This window comes from Inhella sp. (assembly GCF_041912635.1).
Classification (GTDB): Bacteria; Pseudomonadota; Gammaproteobacteria; order Burkholderiales; family Burkholderiaceae_C; genus Inhella.
On the sequence record NZ_JAYRMO010000016.1, the window covers coordinates 39985 to 55295 of the forward strand.

General features: G+C 70.5%; 13 protein-coding genes. 4 read left to right on the forward strand and 9 right to left on the reverse strand.

What is annotated here, in order from left to right; translation table 11 throughout:
- Window positions 1–29: 29 nt before the first annotated feature.
- Genes ACE3QP_RS11075 through ACE3QP_RS11085 form a run of 3 tightly spaced genes read right to left on the reverse strand, consistent with a single transcriptional unit; the run spans window position 30 to window position 2923 of the window.
- Window positions 30–884: a sulfurtransferase gene (locus ACE3QP_RS11075; protein ID WP_374436060.1), complete on the reverse strand. Its 855-nt coding sequence runs from the start codon at window positions 882–884 to the stop codon at window positions 30–32.
- A complete protein-coding gene (locus ACE3QP_RS11080) occupies window positions 877–1776 on the reverse strand; it encodes a DMT family transporter (protein ID WP_374436062.1) in 900 nt (299 codons plus the stop codon). Before ACE3QP_RS11080 ends, ACE3QP_RS11075 begins: the two co-directional genes overlap by 8 nt.
- Window positions 1777–1813: 37 nt before the next feature.
- Window positions 1814–2923: an aromatic ring-hydroxylating dioxygenase subunit alpha gene (locus ACE3QP_RS11085; protein WP_374436063.1), complete on the reverse strand. Its 1110-nt coding sequence runs from the start codon at window positions 2921–2923 to the stop codon at window positions 1814–1816.
- Window positions 2924–3176: 253 nt separating this feature from the next.
- Here ACE3QP_RS11085 and ACE3QP_RS11090 point away from each other — a divergent pair, with 253 nt between their 5' ends.
- The 4 genes from ACE3QP_RS11090 to folE2 all read left to right on the forward strand — a co-directional run bounded on the left by ACE3QP_RS11090 (window position 3177) and on the right by folE2 (window position 7073).
- The gene (locus tag ACE3QP_RS11090) at window positions 3177–3413 is read left to right on the forward strand and encodes an exodeoxyribonuclease VII small subunit (protein WP_198111978.1); all 237 of its coding nucleotides are present in this window, start codon (window positions 3177–3179) and stop codon (window positions 3411–3413) included.
- Window positions 3410–4297: a polyprenyl synthetase family protein gene (locus ACE3QP_RS11095; RefSeq protein ID WP_374436065.1), complete on the forward strand. Its 888-nt coding sequence runs from the start codon at window positions 3410–3412 to the stop codon at window positions 4295–4297. The genes ACE3QP_RS11090 and ACE3QP_RS11095 overlap by 4 nt, the downstream gene beginning before the upstream one ends.
- A 1-nt stretch (window position 4298) precedes the next feature.
- Window positions 4299–6188 carry a 1-deoxy-D-xylulose-5-phosphate synthase gene (gene dxs, locus ACE3QP_RS11100; RefSeq protein WP_374436067.1) on the forward strand — a complete coding sequence of 630 codons (1890 nt, stop codon included), beginning with the start codon at window positions 4299–4301 and terminating at the stop codon, window positions 6186–6188.
- A gap of 90 nt (window positions 6189–6278) precedes the next feature.
- A complete protein-coding gene (gene folE2 / locus ACE3QP_RS11105) occupies window positions 6279–7073 on the forward strand; it encodes a GTP cyclohydrolase FolE2 (RefSeq protein WP_374436068.1) in 795 nt (264 codons plus the stop codon).
- A gap of 18 nt (window positions 7074–7091) precedes the next feature.
- On the opposite strand, the gene ACE3QP_RS11110 is transcribed toward folE2, so the two are convergent.
- The 6 genes from ACE3QP_RS11110 to ACE3QP_RS11135 form a co-directional block, all read right to left on the reverse strand.
- The gene (locus ACE3QP_RS11110; protein ID WP_374436069.1) at window positions 7092–9380 is read right to left on the reverse strand and encodes an FdhF/YdeP family oxidoreductase; all 2289 of its coding nucleotides are present in this window, start codon (window positions 9378–9380) and stop codon (window positions 7092–7094) included.
- Complete coding sequence (cysK, locus tag ACE3QP_RS11115; protein WP_374436071.1) at window positions 9377–10294, reverse strand: cysteine synthase A; 918 nt, start codon at window positions 10292–10294, stop codon at window positions 9377–9379. The genes ACE3QP_RS11110 and cysK overlap by 4 nt, the downstream gene beginning before the upstream one ends.
- Before the next feature lie 4 nt (window positions 10295–10298).
- On the reverse strand, window positions 10299–11537 hold the full coding sequence (locus ACE3QP_RS11120; RefSeq protein ID WP_374436073.1) for a multifunctional CCA addition/repair protein: 1239 nt from the start codon (window positions 11535–11537) through the stop codon (window positions 10299–10301).
- On the reverse strand, window positions 11537–12238 hold the full coding sequence (locus ACE3QP_RS11125) for a glutathione S-transferase family protein (RefSeq protein WP_374436074.1): 702 nt from the start codon (window positions 12236–12238) through the stop codon (window positions 11537–11539). Before ACE3QP_RS11125 ends, ACE3QP_RS11120 begins: the two co-directional genes overlap by 1 nt.
- A 142-nt stretch (window positions 12239–12380) precedes the next feature.
- The gene (locus tag ACE3QP_RS11130; RefSeq protein ID WP_374436076.1) at window positions 12381–13322 is read right to left on the reverse strand and encodes a complex I NDUFA9 subunit family protein; all 942 of its coding nucleotides are present in this window, start codon (window positions 13320–13322) and stop codon (window positions 12381–12383) included.
- Entirely contained in the window at window positions 13319–15301 is a 1983-nt protein-coding gene (locus tag ACE3QP_RS11135; RefSeq protein ID WP_374436078.1) for a transglycosylase SLT domain-containing protein, read from the reverse strand. Before ACE3QP_RS11135 ends, ACE3QP_RS11130 begins: the two co-directional genes overlap by 4 nt.
- Window positions 15302–15311: the final 10 nt, after the last annotated feature.

Genomic DNA, 15311 nt, shown 5'->3' on the forward strand with positions numbered 1-15311 from the left:
GCCGCCCCGCGGGGCGGCCTTGCGCTTCGTCAAGACCGTGCCAGCGGGCGGCTCGGGTCGGCGCTCCATTCGCTCCAGGAGCCCGGGTAGAGCCGGCCCTCGCCCAGGCCGGCCAGGGCCTGGCTGAAGAGGTTGTGGCAGGCAGTGACACCCGAGCCGCATTGGTGCAGCACCTCGCCCGGTGCCTCGCCCAGCAGAGCCTGCCATTCGGCGCGCAGCTGCGCCGCCGGCTTGAAGCGGCCGTCGGGCTGCAAATTGAGCGCGAAGGGGCGGTTCAGGGCGCCGGGGATGTGGCCGGCCTGGCGGTCCAGGGGTTCGACCTCGCCGCGGTAGCGCTCGGGGGCGCGGGCGTCCACCAGGGCCTGGCGGCCCAACTGCGCCAGCAGGCCGGCCGCGTCGATGGTGGCCATGCCGGGCGCGGGCAAAGTGCTTGGGGGCGGCAGCGCGCTGCCGGCGGGGGTGCCGGTCTGCAGCGGCAAGCCCGCGGCCTGCCAGGCGCCGAAGCCGCCATCCAGCAGGCGCACGGAGCTCTCGCCCAGCCAGCGCAGCATCCACCACAGGCGCACGGCAAACATGCCCCCGCTGCCGTCATACGCGACCACCGCGCGGCCCTGCTGCCAGCCGCGCGCCGCCAACCGGGCGGCGAACTCCTCGCGCGTGGGCAGCGGGTGGCGGCCGCGGAAGCGCCCGGCGGCGTCATGCAGCGGGGCGCTCAGGTCTTCGTCCAGATGCAGGTATTGCGCGCCGGGCAGATGGCCCTGCGCATAGGCGGCACGGCCGGCCTGCGGGTTGCCGAGCTCGAAGCGGCAGTCGAACAGCAGCGGCGGATTGGGGCCCTGCAGTTCACGCTGCAGGTCGGAGGCGGAGATCAGCATGTCATTCATTGTGGGCGTCCGAAGGAAGGTCTTTCGCTTGACGGCTGCGCAGCAAGGTGGCGGTGAGCCCGGCGCCGACGATCAGCAGCATGCCCAGCAGCGCCAGCCAGCCCGGCGCTTCGTCGAACACCAGCCAGCCCAGCAGGGCCGAGAACACGATGCCGCTGTAGTTCAGGCTGGCATTGGCCAGCATCTTGCCGCGCGCGTAGGCGGCGGTCATCAGCACCTGGGCCAGGGTGGCGCTGATGCCCACGGCCAGCAGCAAGGCCATGCCGTAGAGGGTATGGCCCTGCGGCCGAAGTGGCGCCGGCGTGAAGAGCGAGAGCAGGCCGGCCGCGACGACGCCGGCGAGCGAGAAGTAGAAGACCACGCGGATCTCCGGCTCGCCCGCACGGCCCAGCGCGGTGACCTGCAGATAGGCCATGGCTGCGAGCATGCCTGAGGCCAGGCCGGCCAGGCCCCAAGGTAGTTGGTCGCGCGCAAACGTGGGCTGCAGCACCAGGGCCACGCCCACAAAACCCACCAGCACGGCCACGATCAGCCGCGGGTCCAGGCTCTTGCCGCCCAACAGGATGGCGCCACCCAGCAGGAACAGCGCCATCCAGATCGCACTCATCTGGTTCAGCGTCATCGCCGTGGCCAGCGGCAGGCCGGCGATGGCCCAGAACCACAGCAGCAGCGCCGCCACGCCGATGACGCCGCGCCACACATGCATCCAGGGCAGGCGCGTGCCCAGGGCCACGCCGCGCCAGCGCGCCAGCAGGAGCAGCAGGGCCACGCCCACCAGGCTGCGCACCAGCAGGATCTCGCTGGGGCTGTACTGGCTGCTGGCGAGCTTGACGCACAGGCCCATCAGGCTGAACAGCAGGGCGGCGCCGAGCATCAGGAAAGGTGCGGGCATGGGGAATGAAAAACGCCCGGCGGACCGGGCGTTGCGTTCAAAGCGCCATTTTCTGGCGGTACCACTGGTGGAAGTGCTTCATGCCGTCTTCCATCGGGCTCTGGTAGGGGCCGACCTCGTTGTCGCCGCGCTCGAACAGGGCGCGACGCCCCGCATCCATGCGCTCGCCGATCTCGTCGTCCTCGATGCAGGTTTCCATGTAGGCGGCCTGCTGAGCCTCGACGAACTCGCGCTCGAAAGCGGCGATCTCTTCGGGGTAGAAGAACTCGACCACATTGAGCGTCTTGTTCGGCCCCTGCGGATACAAGTTGGAGACCACCAGCACATGCGGGTACCACTCGACCATCAGGGTCGGGTAGTAGGTCAGCCAGATGGCGCCCTGCTTGGGCGGCTGGCCCTCGCGGAACTTCATCAGGGCGTCGTGCCAGCGGCGGTAGACCTTGGAGCCGGGCTTGTCCAGCGCGCCCTTGACGCCCACGGTCTGCACCGAGAACTCCTTGCCCCATTGCCAGGCAAGGTCGTCACAGGTGACGAACTGCCCCAGGCCGGGGTGGAAGGGGCCGACGTGGTAGTCCTCCAGATAGACCTCGATGAAGGTCTTCCAGTTGTAGTTGCACTCGTGCACCTGCACCTTGTCGAGCACATAGCCGCTGAAGTCCAGGTCCTGGGCCACCTGCAGGCCGGCCAGATCGGCAGCGATGTCGCGACCGTTGTCCTCGAACAGCAGGCCGTTCCACTCGCGCAGATTCCAGCGGTTCAGGTGCAGGCAGGGGTCTTCGGGGAAGTGCGGCGCGCCGATCAGCTCGCCCTGCAGGCCGTAGGTCCAGCGGTGCAGCGGGCAGACGATGTTGCTGCCGCTGTTGCCGCGGCCCTTCAGCATCACGGCCTGACGGTGGCGGCAGATGTTGGAAATGAGCTGCACGCCCTCGTGCCCGCGCACCAGGGCGCGGCCTTCGCCTTCCTGGGCCAGGGCCAGGTAATCACCCACCTCGGGCACGGCCAGCTGGTGCCCGATGTAGCGAGGGCCAGGTCGGATGATGCGCTCCTGCTCGCGCTCATAGAGCGCCTGATCGAAATAAGCAGAAACGGGGAGCTGCGTGGTGTGACCGCTTTTCAGCGCCCCGATGGCCAAGCTCAGATCCGACATGATCCAAGGGTCTCCAAGACACCCGTCGTTCGGGCCGCTTGGGATGAGCGGCGGCCCTTCGACGTACAAAAGCCCGGCGACACCGGGCTTGCGAACCCTGGCGCACGGCGCGCGAGGGGGGTCGGATTCTAGCCATCCTCCGTAAAAACCCACCCGCCGTGGGCGGGCTTTGATCACCCTCCCTAAGCGGGGGATCTGGGGTTCTCCTGGGGGGTGGCCGCCTACAATCGCGCCCCTTTTTCTGTCGCCGGCCATGCCCAAAAGCGCGAAACCCCCTGTTCCCGCAAGCTTTGATGCCGCGCTGGCCGAACTGGAGCAATTGGTCGGCGCCATGGAAGGCGGCGCATTGCCGCTGGAGCAGCTGCTGAGCGGCTACCAACGCGGGGCCGAGCTGCTGGGTTTCTGCCGTGAGCGCCTGCAGTCGGTGGAACAACAAGTGAAGCTGCTGGACGAAGGCACGCTGAAGGCCTGGGAGGACGGCTCCGCATGAGCGACCTGAATTTCGACGCCTGGGCCGCGGCCCAGCGCCAACGCTGCGAGACCCTGCTGGACGCCTGGGTGCCGCTGGAAGCCCCGGCGGGGCTGGGTGAGGCCATGCGCTATGCGGTGCTGGAAGGCGGCAAGCGCCTGCGCCCGCTGCTGGCCCTGGCCGCCTGCGAGGCCGTGCAGGGTGAAACCGCCGCTGCCGAGCGCGCCGCCATTGCGGTGGAATTGATTCACGCCTACTCCCTGGTGCACGACGACATGCCCTGCATGGACAACGACGTGCTGCGCCGTGGCAAGCCCACCGTGCATGTGGCCTTTGGCGAGGCCCAGGCCATGCTGGCCGGCGACGCCATGCAGGCCCTGGCCTTCGAGGTGCTGACGCCCGACGGCGGCCTGGACCTGGCGCTGCAGGCGCGGCTCTGTGCTCTGCTGGCGCGTGCCTCCGGCCACGCCGGCATGGCCGGCGGCCAGGCGATCGATCTGGCTGCCATCGGCCAGCCGCTGAACGAGACCCAGCTGCGCGACATGCACCGCCGCAAGACCGGCCTGCTGCTGCAGGCCAGCGTGATGATGGGCGCGGCCTGCGGCAACCCGAGCGCCGCCGAGCATCAGGCCCTGCTGACCTACGGCGCCGACATCGGCCTGGCCTTCCAGGTGGTGGACGACATCCTGGACGTGACCCAGGATTCCGCCACGTTGGGCAAAACCGCCGGCAAGGACCAGGAAGCCAACAAGCCGACCTATGTGAGCGTGCTGGGCCTGGAGGCCTCGCGCCGCTACGCCACGCACCTGCGCGACGAGGCGCTGGCCGCTCTCGAGTCCGCCCCGCGCCTGCGCAGCCAGCGCCTGCGCGAACTGGCCTTCCAGGTCGTTGCAAGAGAGTGTTGAGATGAGCGATAGCCTGCTGAACCAGATCAACAGCCCGGCCGACCTGAAGAAGCTCAGCCGCGCGGAACTGCACCGCCTGGCCGGTGAGCTGCGCCAGTACGTCGTCGACTCGGTCTCCAAGACCGGCGGCCACTTCTCCAGCAACCTGGGAACGGTGGAGCTGACGATCGCCCTGCACACGGTGTTCGACACCCCGCGCGACCGCATCGTCTGGGACGTCGGCCACCAGACCTACCCGCACAAGATCCTGACCGGCCGGCGTGACCGCATGCACACGCTGCGCCAGCTCGGCGGGCTCTCCGGCTTCCCGCGCCGCGATGAGAGCGAGTACGACACCTTCGGCACCGCGCACTCCAGCACCAGCATCTCGGCCGCGCATGGCATGGCCATGGCCGCCAAGATCAAGGGCGAGGAGCGTCGCGCGATTGCCGTCATCGGCGACGGCGCGATGACCGCCGGCATGGCCTTCGAGGCCCTGAACAACGCCGGCGTGGCGCATGGCGGGTTGATGGGCGATCTGCTCGTCATCCTCAACGACAACGACATGTCGATCAGCCCGCCGGTGGGCGCGCTGAACAAGTACCTGACGCGCCTGATGAGCGGCAGCCTGTACGGCGAGGTGCGCGAGGGCGCCAAGTCGGTGCTGAAGAACACACCGCTGTACGAGTTCGCGCGCCGCTTCGAGGAACACACCAAGGGCATGTTCGTGCCCGGCACCATCTTTGAAGAGTTCGGCTTCAACTACGTCGGCCCGATCGACGGCCACGATCTGGACGCGCTGATCCCCACGCTGGAAAACCTCAAGCACAAGCGCGGCCCGCAGTTCCTGCACGTCATCACCAAGAAGGGCCAGGGCTACAAGCTGGCCGAGGCTGACCCGGTCAAGTACCACGGCCCCACGCCCTTCGACCCGCTGCAGGGCATCCAGCCCTCCACCAAGCCGGCCAAGAAGAGCTTCACCCAGGTGTTTGGAGAGTGGCTTTGCGACCAGGCCGAGGCCGACCAGAAGCTCGTCGGCATCACCCCCGCGATGCGCGAGGGCTCGGGCATGGTGGAGTTCCACAAGCGCTTCCCAACCCGTTACTACGACGTCGGCATCGCCGAGCAGCACGCCGCCACCTTTGCCGCCGGCCTGGCCTGCGAGGGCCTGAAGCCGGTTCTGGCGATCTACTCCACCTTCCTGCAGCGCGCCTACGACCAGCTGATCCACGACGTGGCGCTGCAGAACCTGGATGTGACCTTCGCGCTGGACCGCGCCGGTCTGGTGGGGGCCGACGGCGCGACCCATGCCGGCAACTACGACATCGCCTTCACGCGCTGCATCCCGAACATGGCGGTGCTGACGCCAGCCGATGAACGCGAGTGCCGCCAGCTGCTCAGCACGGCCTACCAGCACCCTGGCCCGGCCACGGTGCGCTACCCGCGCGGCGCCGGTTGCGGTGCCGACCCGGGCAAGGATCTCGCCGTGCTGCCCTGGGGCCAGGGCGAGCTGCGCCGTCAGGGCCAGGGTGGCGTGGCCATCCTCGCCTTCGGCACCTTGCTCTACCCGGCGTTGCAAGCTGCCGAGGGCCTGGACGCCACGGTGGCGAACATGCGCTTCGTCAAGCCGCTGGACGGCGCGCTGGTGGAGCGCCTGGCGCGCAGCCATCGCCTGCTCGTCACCCTGGAAGACGCCTGCGTGATGGGCGGTGCCGGCTCGGCCGTGCTCGAACACCTGAACGCCATCGGCCTGAGCGTGCCGGTGCTGCAGCTCGGCCTGCCTGACGCCTTCATCGAGCATGGCGACCCGGCCCTGCTGATGGCGCAATGCGGGCTGGACGCCGCTGGCATCGAGCGCAGCATCCGTGCCCGCCTGGGCCAGCCCACGCTGCGCGCAGTCAACGGCGCCTGAATGATTGATTGAACGCAGCGCTCAAGCTTTCTGACGCTGCGGGATTTCAAGGCGTGCGAAGCTGCGCGCCTTGACCCGAACGAAGTCCCGATGAGTCCGACCGCCCACACCACGCACATCCCCGACACCCAGAGCGAGCGCGACGAGCGCCATCTGGCGATCCAGCAGGTCGGGGTCAAGCGCGTGCGCTTTCCGCTGACGCTCAAGCTGGGTGCGCAGCAGCAGGGCACGGTGGGCGAGTGGAGCCTGGACGTGGCCCTGCCGGCGGAGAAGAAGGGCACGCATATGTCGCGCTTCGTCGCCTGGCTGGAAGCCGGCGCCGAGCAGGCGCTGGACGCCGCCGCGCTGCGCGAGCGCCATCTGCAGATGCTGCAACTGCTGGGCGCGCAGGCCGGGCGCATCGAGGTGGCCTTCACCCTCTTTATCAAGAAGCGCGCACCGGTCTCAGGCATCGAGAGCCGGCTGGACCACCAGGCGCGCTGGGTGATCGAGACCGACGCCAGCGGCCACACCACCACCTGGCAGGAGGTGACCGTGCCGGTGAAGTCGCTCTGCCCCTGCTCGAAGGAAATCAGCGACTACGGCGCCCACAACCAGCGCTCGCTGGTGACGATCCGCGCCGAGCTGCTGCAGCCCCTGCCCTTTGCCGAGCAGGTGCGCTTCGCCGAAGAAAGTGCCAGCTCCGAACTCTGGCCGCTGCTCAAGCGTGCCGATGAGAAATGGGTGACCGAGCGCGCCTACGAGAACCCTCGCTTCGTGGAAGACCTGGTGCGCGAGGTGGCGCTGCGGCTCAACGCCGACGCGCGTATCGGCCGCTACCGCGTCGAGGTGGAGAACTTCGAGTCCATCCACGCGCACTCGGCGTTTGCGGTGATCGAGCGCTGAGCGCCCGCCTTCCCTGACTCAAGCGCAGCGGTGCAGGCGCACCGCCAAGGCCTTGGCTGCCGGCGTGCGCGCCCCCTTCGCCACCAGCCCGGTCGGCACCAGGGGCGTGGCCTCGGGGAAGTAGGCGGCGCAGCAGCCGTTTGCCATTTCCAGCGCGCGCACCTCGAAGCCGCGCAACCAGCGCGTCTGGCCGTCGTCGATGGGCAGGCCTTCCACGTCCACCCGCTCACCTTCGCGCAGGCCCAGGCGGGCCAGCTCGGCGGGGCTGAGGAACACCACCTCGCGCGTGCCGAAGACATTGCGGTAGCGGTCGTCCTGGCCGTAGACGGTGGTGTTGAACTGGTCGTGGCTGCGCACCGTCATCAGGCCCAGCACCTGGTCCTGCTCGGCGGCGGGCAGCTGGGCGCGAGCGCGCGCCAGCGGGCCGTCTTCGGGGATGGCGTGGGCCACCAGCTGCGCCTTGCCGCTGGCGGTGCGCCATTCGCGCCGCGCCGCCGGGTTGGGCAGCCAGAAGCCGCCGGGTTGGAGCAACTTGCGGTTGAAGTCCTCGAAGCCATCGAACACGCCGCGCTGGCAGTGCTCGATGTGCGCGCGGATGCGGTCGTAGTCCTCGATCAGCTCCAACCAAGGCACCGAGCCGTCGTGCAGCAGCGCGTGGCCGAGCTGGGCCACGATGGCCGGCTCGCTGCGCATCTGCTCGGACAGCGGCGCCTGGATGCCGCGCGAGGCGTGCACCATGCTCATCGAGTCCTCCACCGAGACGCGCTGCTCGCGCCCGCCGGTGTGGTCGGCATCGGTGCGGCTCAGGCAGGGCAGCAGCAGACCCACGCGGCCGGGGTGCAGGTGCGTGCGGTTGGGCTTGGTGGCGATGTGCAGGGTGAAGGGGGTCTTGGAGAGCGCGGCCAGCACCTGCGGTGCGTCGGCGCCGGCCACCGCGAAGTTGCCGCCCAGGCTCAGCAGCCCCTGCAGCTCGCCGCGCAGCAGGGCCTCGGCGGTGCCCAGCGCATCCAGGCCGCTGCCGTGGTTCAGCTGCAGGCCGGGAAATTCGGCCTCCTGGTTGGCCAGCCAGCGCGCGGGCACGGCATAGGTGCAGCCCATGGTGCGGTCGCCCTGCACATTGCTGTGGCCGCGCACGGGCACCAGGCCGGCACCGGGCCGCCCCAGCATGCCGCGCAGCAGCTGCAGGTTCGCCACCATCTGGATGGTGGCAATGGCGTGCTCGTGGTGGGTCAGGCCCATGCACCAGGTCACCAGCGTGGCGCGGCTCTTGGCCAGCTCCTCGGCCAGCTCGTGCAGGGCCTCGCGCGGCAGGCCGCTGGCGCGTTCGATGCGGCCCCAGTCTTCACCACGCAAATCGGCCAGCAGGGCCTCGAAGCCTTCGCAATGCTGCTGGATGAAGGGCAGCTCGAAGACGCTGCGACCCTGCGCCTCCAGCTCCACCCAGCGCTTCATCACGCCCTTGAGCGCGGCCAGGTCGCCCCCTGGCTTGACGGTGTAGACCGTCTTGGCGACGCGGTGGCCGCGGTTCGTCAGCATCTCGCCCATGTCCTTGGGGTCGGCGAAGTTGACGAAGCCGCGCTCCACCAGCGGGTTCAGGGCCAGCACCGTGGCGCCGCGTTTGCTGGCGGCGTGCAGGGTGCCCATCAGGCGCGGGTGGTTGGTGGCGGGGTTCTGGCCGATGACGAGGATGCAGTCGGCCTGCTCGAAGTCGCTCAGCTGCGCCGTGCCCTTGCCCACCCCGATCTGCGCCTTCAGGGCCAGGCCCGAGGGCTCGTGGCAGAGGTTGCTGGAATCGGGCAGATTGGCCGAGCCATAGGCGCGTGCCAGCAGCTGCCAGAGGAAGGCGGCCTCGTTGCTGGCGCGGCCCGAGGTGTAGAAGCTGACCCGCGTGGGCTCCAGGCCGCGCAGGGTCTGCGCCGCCAGCTGCAGCGCATCGGCCCAGGCGATGGGCTCGTAGCGGTCCGTCACCGGGTTGTAGAGCAGGGGCTCGGTCAGGCGCCCGGCGGCCTCGATGTCGCGTTCCTTCCACTGGCGCAGCTCGGCCAGGGTGTGGCGGCCGAAGAAGGCGGCATCGGCCTTCAGCGGCGTCATCTCCCAGGCGATGGCCTTCTGGCCCTGCTCGCAGGAATCGGGGCCGAAGCTGCCGGGGCGGTCAGGGAAGGCGCAGCCGGGGCAGTCAAAGCCCTCGGGCTTGTTGGCCTTGAGGAAGCTGCGCACCACCTTGAGCGGGATGCCTTGCTGGCTGAAGGCGTCCAGGCTCGCTTTGACGGCGCCGCGGCCGCCGGCGGGGGCGTCGTATTGGCTCATGTCGGCAGGAAGCCTTCGACCGACAGATAGCGCTCCCCGGTGTCGTAATTGAAGCCGAGCACCCGTGCGCCGGGCTTGAGCTTGGGCAGTTGCTGTTCAATCGCGCGCAGCGTGGCACCGCTGCTGATGCCGACCAGCATGCCCTCTTCACGCGCGCAGCGACGGGCCATCTCGCGTGCGGCCTCGGCGTCGACGGCGATCACGCCGTCCAGCAGCCGGGTGTCCAGGTTCAGCGGAATGAAGCCGGCGCCGATGCCCTGGATCGGGTGGGGCGCGGGCTGACCGCCGCTGATGACCGGGCTGGCGGCGGGTTCCACCGCAAAGACCTGCAGCTGCGGCCAGCGCTGCTTGAGCACGCGGGCACAGCCGCTCAGGTGGCCGCCGGTGCCCACGCCGGTGATCAGCGCGTCCAGGCCGTCGGGGAAGTCGGCAGCGATCTCTTCGGCGGTGGTGTGGACGTGGATGTCGACATTGGCCGGGTTTTCGAACTGTTGCGGCATCCAGCTGCCCGGGGTCTCGGCAATCAGTTCCTGGGCGCGCGCGATGGCGCCCTTCATGCCCTTCTCACGCGGTGTCAGCTCGAAGCGCGCGCCGTAAGCCAGCATCAGGCGGCGGCGCTCCACGCTCATGCTGTCGGGCATCACCAGCACCAGCTGGTAGCCCTTGACGGCCGCCACCATCGCCAGGCCCACGCCGGTGTTGCCCGAGGTGGGTTCGATGATGGTGCCGCCCGGCCGCAGCGCGCCGCTGCGCTCGGCGGCCTCCACCATCGAGAGCGCGATGCGGTCTTTGATGGAACCGCCCGGGTTGGCGCGCTCGCACTTGATCCAGACCTCGGCGCTGGGGCCGAACAGGCGCTGGATGCGCACATGGGGGGTGTTGCCGATGGTGTCGAGGATGGTGTTGGCGCGCATGGTTTCAATCTCCCGAAGAGGGTGCAAGGGTAGCGGCGATGGCGGCGCGGCGCGCCTGCTCGATGGCCTGGCCGATCACTTCGCCGCGCTTGCCGGCCGCCAGCAGCGGGGCGGAAATGGCGGCGCTGTCCACGGCTTGGGCAGCGGCCAGGGCGGCCAGCAGGCGCTCGGCCTGCGGGTAGGCGCGGCCCGCCAGACCGAGGCGGCCGCGCGCGTCGGCCTCGCAGACCTGCATCAGCTGCGCAAAGCGCTCGGGCCGGCGCAGCGCGTCGCAGCGCTGCAGCAGGCGTTGCACGGCGGGGGCCTCGAAGCTGCCGCTCTGGTGCACATGGATGTGCTGGGCGCAGGCCAGCTCGGCCAGCTCGCGGGCGTCGTTGGGCACCTTCCAGCGCGCGCACAGCGCCGCCAGCGGGGCCAGGCCGCCATGGTCGTGGCCGCGGTGGCGCGGCAGCTCCTCAGCGGGAGTGAGGGCCTTGCCAAGGTCGTGGGTGAGCGCCGCGAAGCGTACGGGCAGCGGCGCCTGCATCGCCACGCATTGGTTCAGCACCAGCTCGATGTGCGCGCCGGTGTCCACCTCGGGGTGGTGGGCGGCCGGCTGCGGCACGCCCCACAGCGCCTCCAGCTCGGGGGCGATGCGCGCCAGCGCGCCACAGTCGCGCAGCACCTGCAGCAGGCGCACCGGGTGGGCCTCCATCAGGCCGCGGGCGATCTCCTGCCACACGCGTTCGGGCACCAGGTGGTCGGCCTCGCCCTCGGCCACCATCTGGCGGCACAGGTCCAGGGTTTCCGGTGCCACCGTGAAATCACCGAAACGGGCGGCGAAGCGCGCCAGACGCAGGATGCGCACCGGATCCTCGGCAAAGGCCGGGCTGACATGGCGCAGCACGCGCTGCTCAATGTCGCGCTGGCCGCCATAGGGGTCGATCAGCCGGCCGTCCTCGGCGCGGGCGATGGCGTTGATGGTCAGGTCGCGGCGCGCCAGGTCTTCTTCCAGCGTCACCTCGGGCGCGGCGTAGACCTCAAAGCCCTTGTAGCCGCGCCCGCTCTTGCGCTCGGTGCGCGCCAGCGCGTGCTCTTCGTGCGTGCGCGGGTGCAGGAAGACCGGAAAGTCCTTGCCCACCGGCTCGAAGCCGGCCGCCACCATCTGCTCGGGCGTGGCGCCCACCACCACCCAATCGCGGTCGCTCACCGGGCGGCCCAGCAAGGCGTCGCGCACGGCGCCGCCCACCTCGTAGATCTGCATCAGCGCGGCACCTCGCCGGCTTGGCTGCGGTAGGGCTCGTCGTCCGGCACAAAGCGCTGCTCGGCCAGCGCGTCGGCCACCCAGGCCTGCACCGCGGGGTTGCCTTCCAGCGCCCGCACATAGGCCATGCAGCGCGCGCCCAGCGGCAGGCCGTAACGGGTGACGCGCATGGCCACCGGGGCGAAGTAGGCGTCCACGGCGCCGAACTCGGGGCCCATCAACCACGGGCCGCCGTGGGCCTGAAGCTCGGGCTCCCACAGGGCCTGCAGGCGCTGCAGATCGGCGCGCAGGGCGGGGTGCTCGGTCAGCAGGCGCTCGCCCACGGTGCGCAGGTCGGCCTCGATGTTCATCGGGCACAGGCGGCGCAGTTCGCCAAAGCCGCTGTGCATGGTGGCGGCCAGGGTGCGGGCGCGGGCGCGGGCCTTGGGTTCGCGTGGCCACACCGGGTGTTGCGGGAACAGGTCGGCCACGCGCTCGGCAATCGCCAGGCTGTCCCAGGTGCTGAAGCCGTCGTCTTCCACCAGCACCGGCACGCGTGCGGTGGGGCTGTGCTGGGCGGCTGTGGCGCTGAACTGCGAGCCGGGCTGGAAATGGTCGAAATAGATCAGCTGCTCTTCGAAGGGGATGCCGAAATGCTTCAGCAGCACCCAGGGGCGCATAGACCAGGAGGAGTAGTTCTTGTTGCCGATGATGAGTTGCATGGAAGTTTTCCGTCGATTTAGGTTAAGTTTCTGCTCCGGCGCGGCGCGGCTCGGATCAAGTGCCACCGCGGATCCGGTTCCGCCGGGCCGCTGGTGGCGCCCCCTTGAGGGGGAGGCGGCGAAGCCGCTTCGGGGGTGGGCCCTACCGCCGTGCGCGCAGGTCGTCCAGCCGGGCCTCGGCCTGGCCGGGGGCCAGGTAGCCGGGCACGATGGCGCCCAGGCTGTGCGCCTGCAGGCCCAGCTCGCGCAGGCCCGGCAGGTGGCCGCTGGCCACATTGGGCACCTGTAGCGAGCGCAGGTTGTCGCGGCTCAGCAGGCCGCCGGGCAGCAGCTCGAACAGCGCCGCCTGCAGCATCGCCAGCGGGCCGGGCAGGGGCAGGATGGGGCGGGCGCAGCCGGCCAACTGGCCGGCGTAGCGCACCAGCTCGCGCAGGGTCTTGACCTCGGGCCCGGCCAGCTCGTAGCTGTGGCCGATGGTCTCGTCCCACTCCAGGCAGCGGCGCAGCGCGGCGGCCACGTCGCCCACCCAGACGGGTTGCAGCTTGGCGTCGGCGCCGCCCAGCAGCATCAGGGGCAACACGCGCTGCAGGCTGGCAAAGAGGTTGAGGAAGCTGTCGTGCGCGCCGAACACGACCGAGGGCCGCAGCACGGTGAGCTTGAGCCCCTCCATGGCGCGCAAGGTGGCTTCACCGCGCGCCTTGGCGTGCAAGTAGAGCGAGCCGCTGCGCTCGCCGCCCTCCACGCCCAGGGCGCTGACGTGGATGAGCCGCGGCACGCCGCCGCTCAGGCAGGCCTTGCCCAGGCGGTGCGGCCATTGCACCTGCACGCGCTCGAAATCGGCCGCGCTGCCCTGCAGGATGGCGATCAAGTTGACGACGGCATCGTGCCCGGGCAGCAGGCGCTCCAGCAGGCCGGCCTCGCCCAGCACATCGCCCTTGATGACGGTGACGGCCGGCAAGGGGGCCAGGCCGCGCCATTGGCGGTCGCGCCGCGTGGGCACGGTGGCGCTGTGGCCGGCACGTTGCAGTTCTTCGCACAAGGCGCGGCCGATGAAGCCGCTGCCACCGAGGACCAAGACTTTCATGGCAGATCCTGATTGGAAGTTGGGGCGGTAGTGGGCCGCGGCCCGATGCGCTGGCCCAGGCGTTCGCGCAGGCTGGCCTGCGGCTCGCCCATCAGCCGGGCATAGACGGTGGCATTGGCCAGCACCTTCTTGACGTAGTCGCGCGTCTCGGTGAAGGGGATCAATTCGGCCCAGGCGGCGGCATCGAGCTCGCCGCCTTCGCGCCAGCGGCGCGGCCGGCCGGGGCCGGCGTTGTAGGCCGCCGCCGCCAAGGGCAGGGCGCCGCCGAAGTCGTCCAGCACCATGCGCAAGTAGCCCATGCCTAGGCGCAGGTTCAGGTCCATGTCATTGATGCGCTGCGGGTTGTAGGCCAGGCCGAGCTTGCGCGCCGTCCATTTGGCGGTGGCGGGCATCAGCTGCATCAGGCCGCTGGCGCCCACGCCGCTGCGCGCGTCCTGGATGAAGCGCGACTCCTGGCGGATCAGGCCGTAGGGGTCGGCGGGGTGCAGGCCGGCGGCGCGCGCGCGCTCCACCAGCTGCTCGCGGAAGGGCATGGGGTAGCGCTGCGTCAGGTCGATCTGCTGCGTGGTCTTTTCGCTGGTGTTGATGCAGCGGTCCCAGACCTGGGCCTCGCAGGCGCGCTGGGCGGCGGCCAGCAGCTCGCGCTCGGCCATGCCGCGCAGGCTGAAGTTCCATTCGCGCACGCCCTCGCCGCGCATTCCCAGCTCGATCAGGCGCAGCGCGCGCGTCAGGCCGGGGTGCTGGGCGGCGGCTTGGCGCTCGGCCGGGCTCAGCGGGGCCGGCACCGCCGGCAGCGCCAGGCGCAGGCCCAGTTCCTCGGCCGCGAGCTGGCCGTAGAAATGCAGCGGCGCGGCCAGCTTGACCAGGGTCGCCCGGGCTTCGCGGCGCGCGGGTTCGCCGGCCTCGCCCTCGGGCGCGGCGCGGTAGCGGGCCTGGGCGTGCCAATAGGTCCAGGCGGGGTCCTGGCGCAGCGGCTCGGGCATGGCCTGCACCACTTGGCGCAGCAGCTCCCAGTCACCCGCGCCGCCCTTGGCACGCAGGGCGGCGCGTGCGGCCCAGGCCAGGGTCTCCTCGCTCCACTCACTGGCCGGCGCGCGCAGCGCCAGGGCGCGGCGGAACCAGTCGGCCGCGTCCTCCTGCTGGCGCAGCGCGGCCTGGCGCCCGCCCTGGGCCCAGGCCCATTGCTCCAGCGCCAGTGCCAAGGCCTTGGCCCAGCGGGCTTCCAGCAGCTCGCGCGCGGTCTCGGGGCCGCTGGCGGCCAGGCGCACCAGGGCCACGGCGGCGGCCTCCTGCTGCCAGCGGCCGCTCACCACGGGCTTGAGGCGCAGGTGCCGTGCCGGGTTGTCGTAGGCGCCCCGCAGCATCTTGGCCTCGGGCTTGCGCAGCAGCTCCAGGGTCTGCGTGAAGGCCTTGCCGCGCCCGGTCTCGGCGCTGGCGTTGAGCTTGCGGCGCAGTTCGTCCGCGCCAAAGACCTTGGCCTCGACCAGCTCCTTGGCCAGGGCATGGCAGGCCTCGTCGGCCTCGCGCTGCGCGAGCCAGGCGGCCAGCGCGCGCTCCTTGAAGGGCTTGGCGTCGGCGCCTTCCTTCAGCGGCCGGCCCAGCGCTCGCTCGGCGCGCAGTGCGTGGCAGTGGACGTCGCGGTCGTCGTCCATGCGAAAGCGCGGGTAGTCGGCCGCAAAGGCCGGCCAGTCCTGGCGCCGGCCCAGCTCCAGCAGCCAGTCGTTGCGCAGCCGGTCTTCCACATAGCTGCCGGGCCAGCGCTGGTAGAAGGCCTCCAGCTCCGGCACCTGGGCGGCGGGCAGGCGGGCAAAGGTGCGCCAGTAATCCACCCAGGGCGCCAGCAGGTGTTGCTGCTGCTGGGCCTGCTCGGCCAGGCGGCTCAGGGCAGCTGTATCGCGCTTGCGCCAGGCTTCGCGGGCCTGGTTCATCAAAGGGTCCTCGGCCGGCTGCGCCTGCGCGCTGGCGAGGAAGAATGGCAACAGAGTCAGG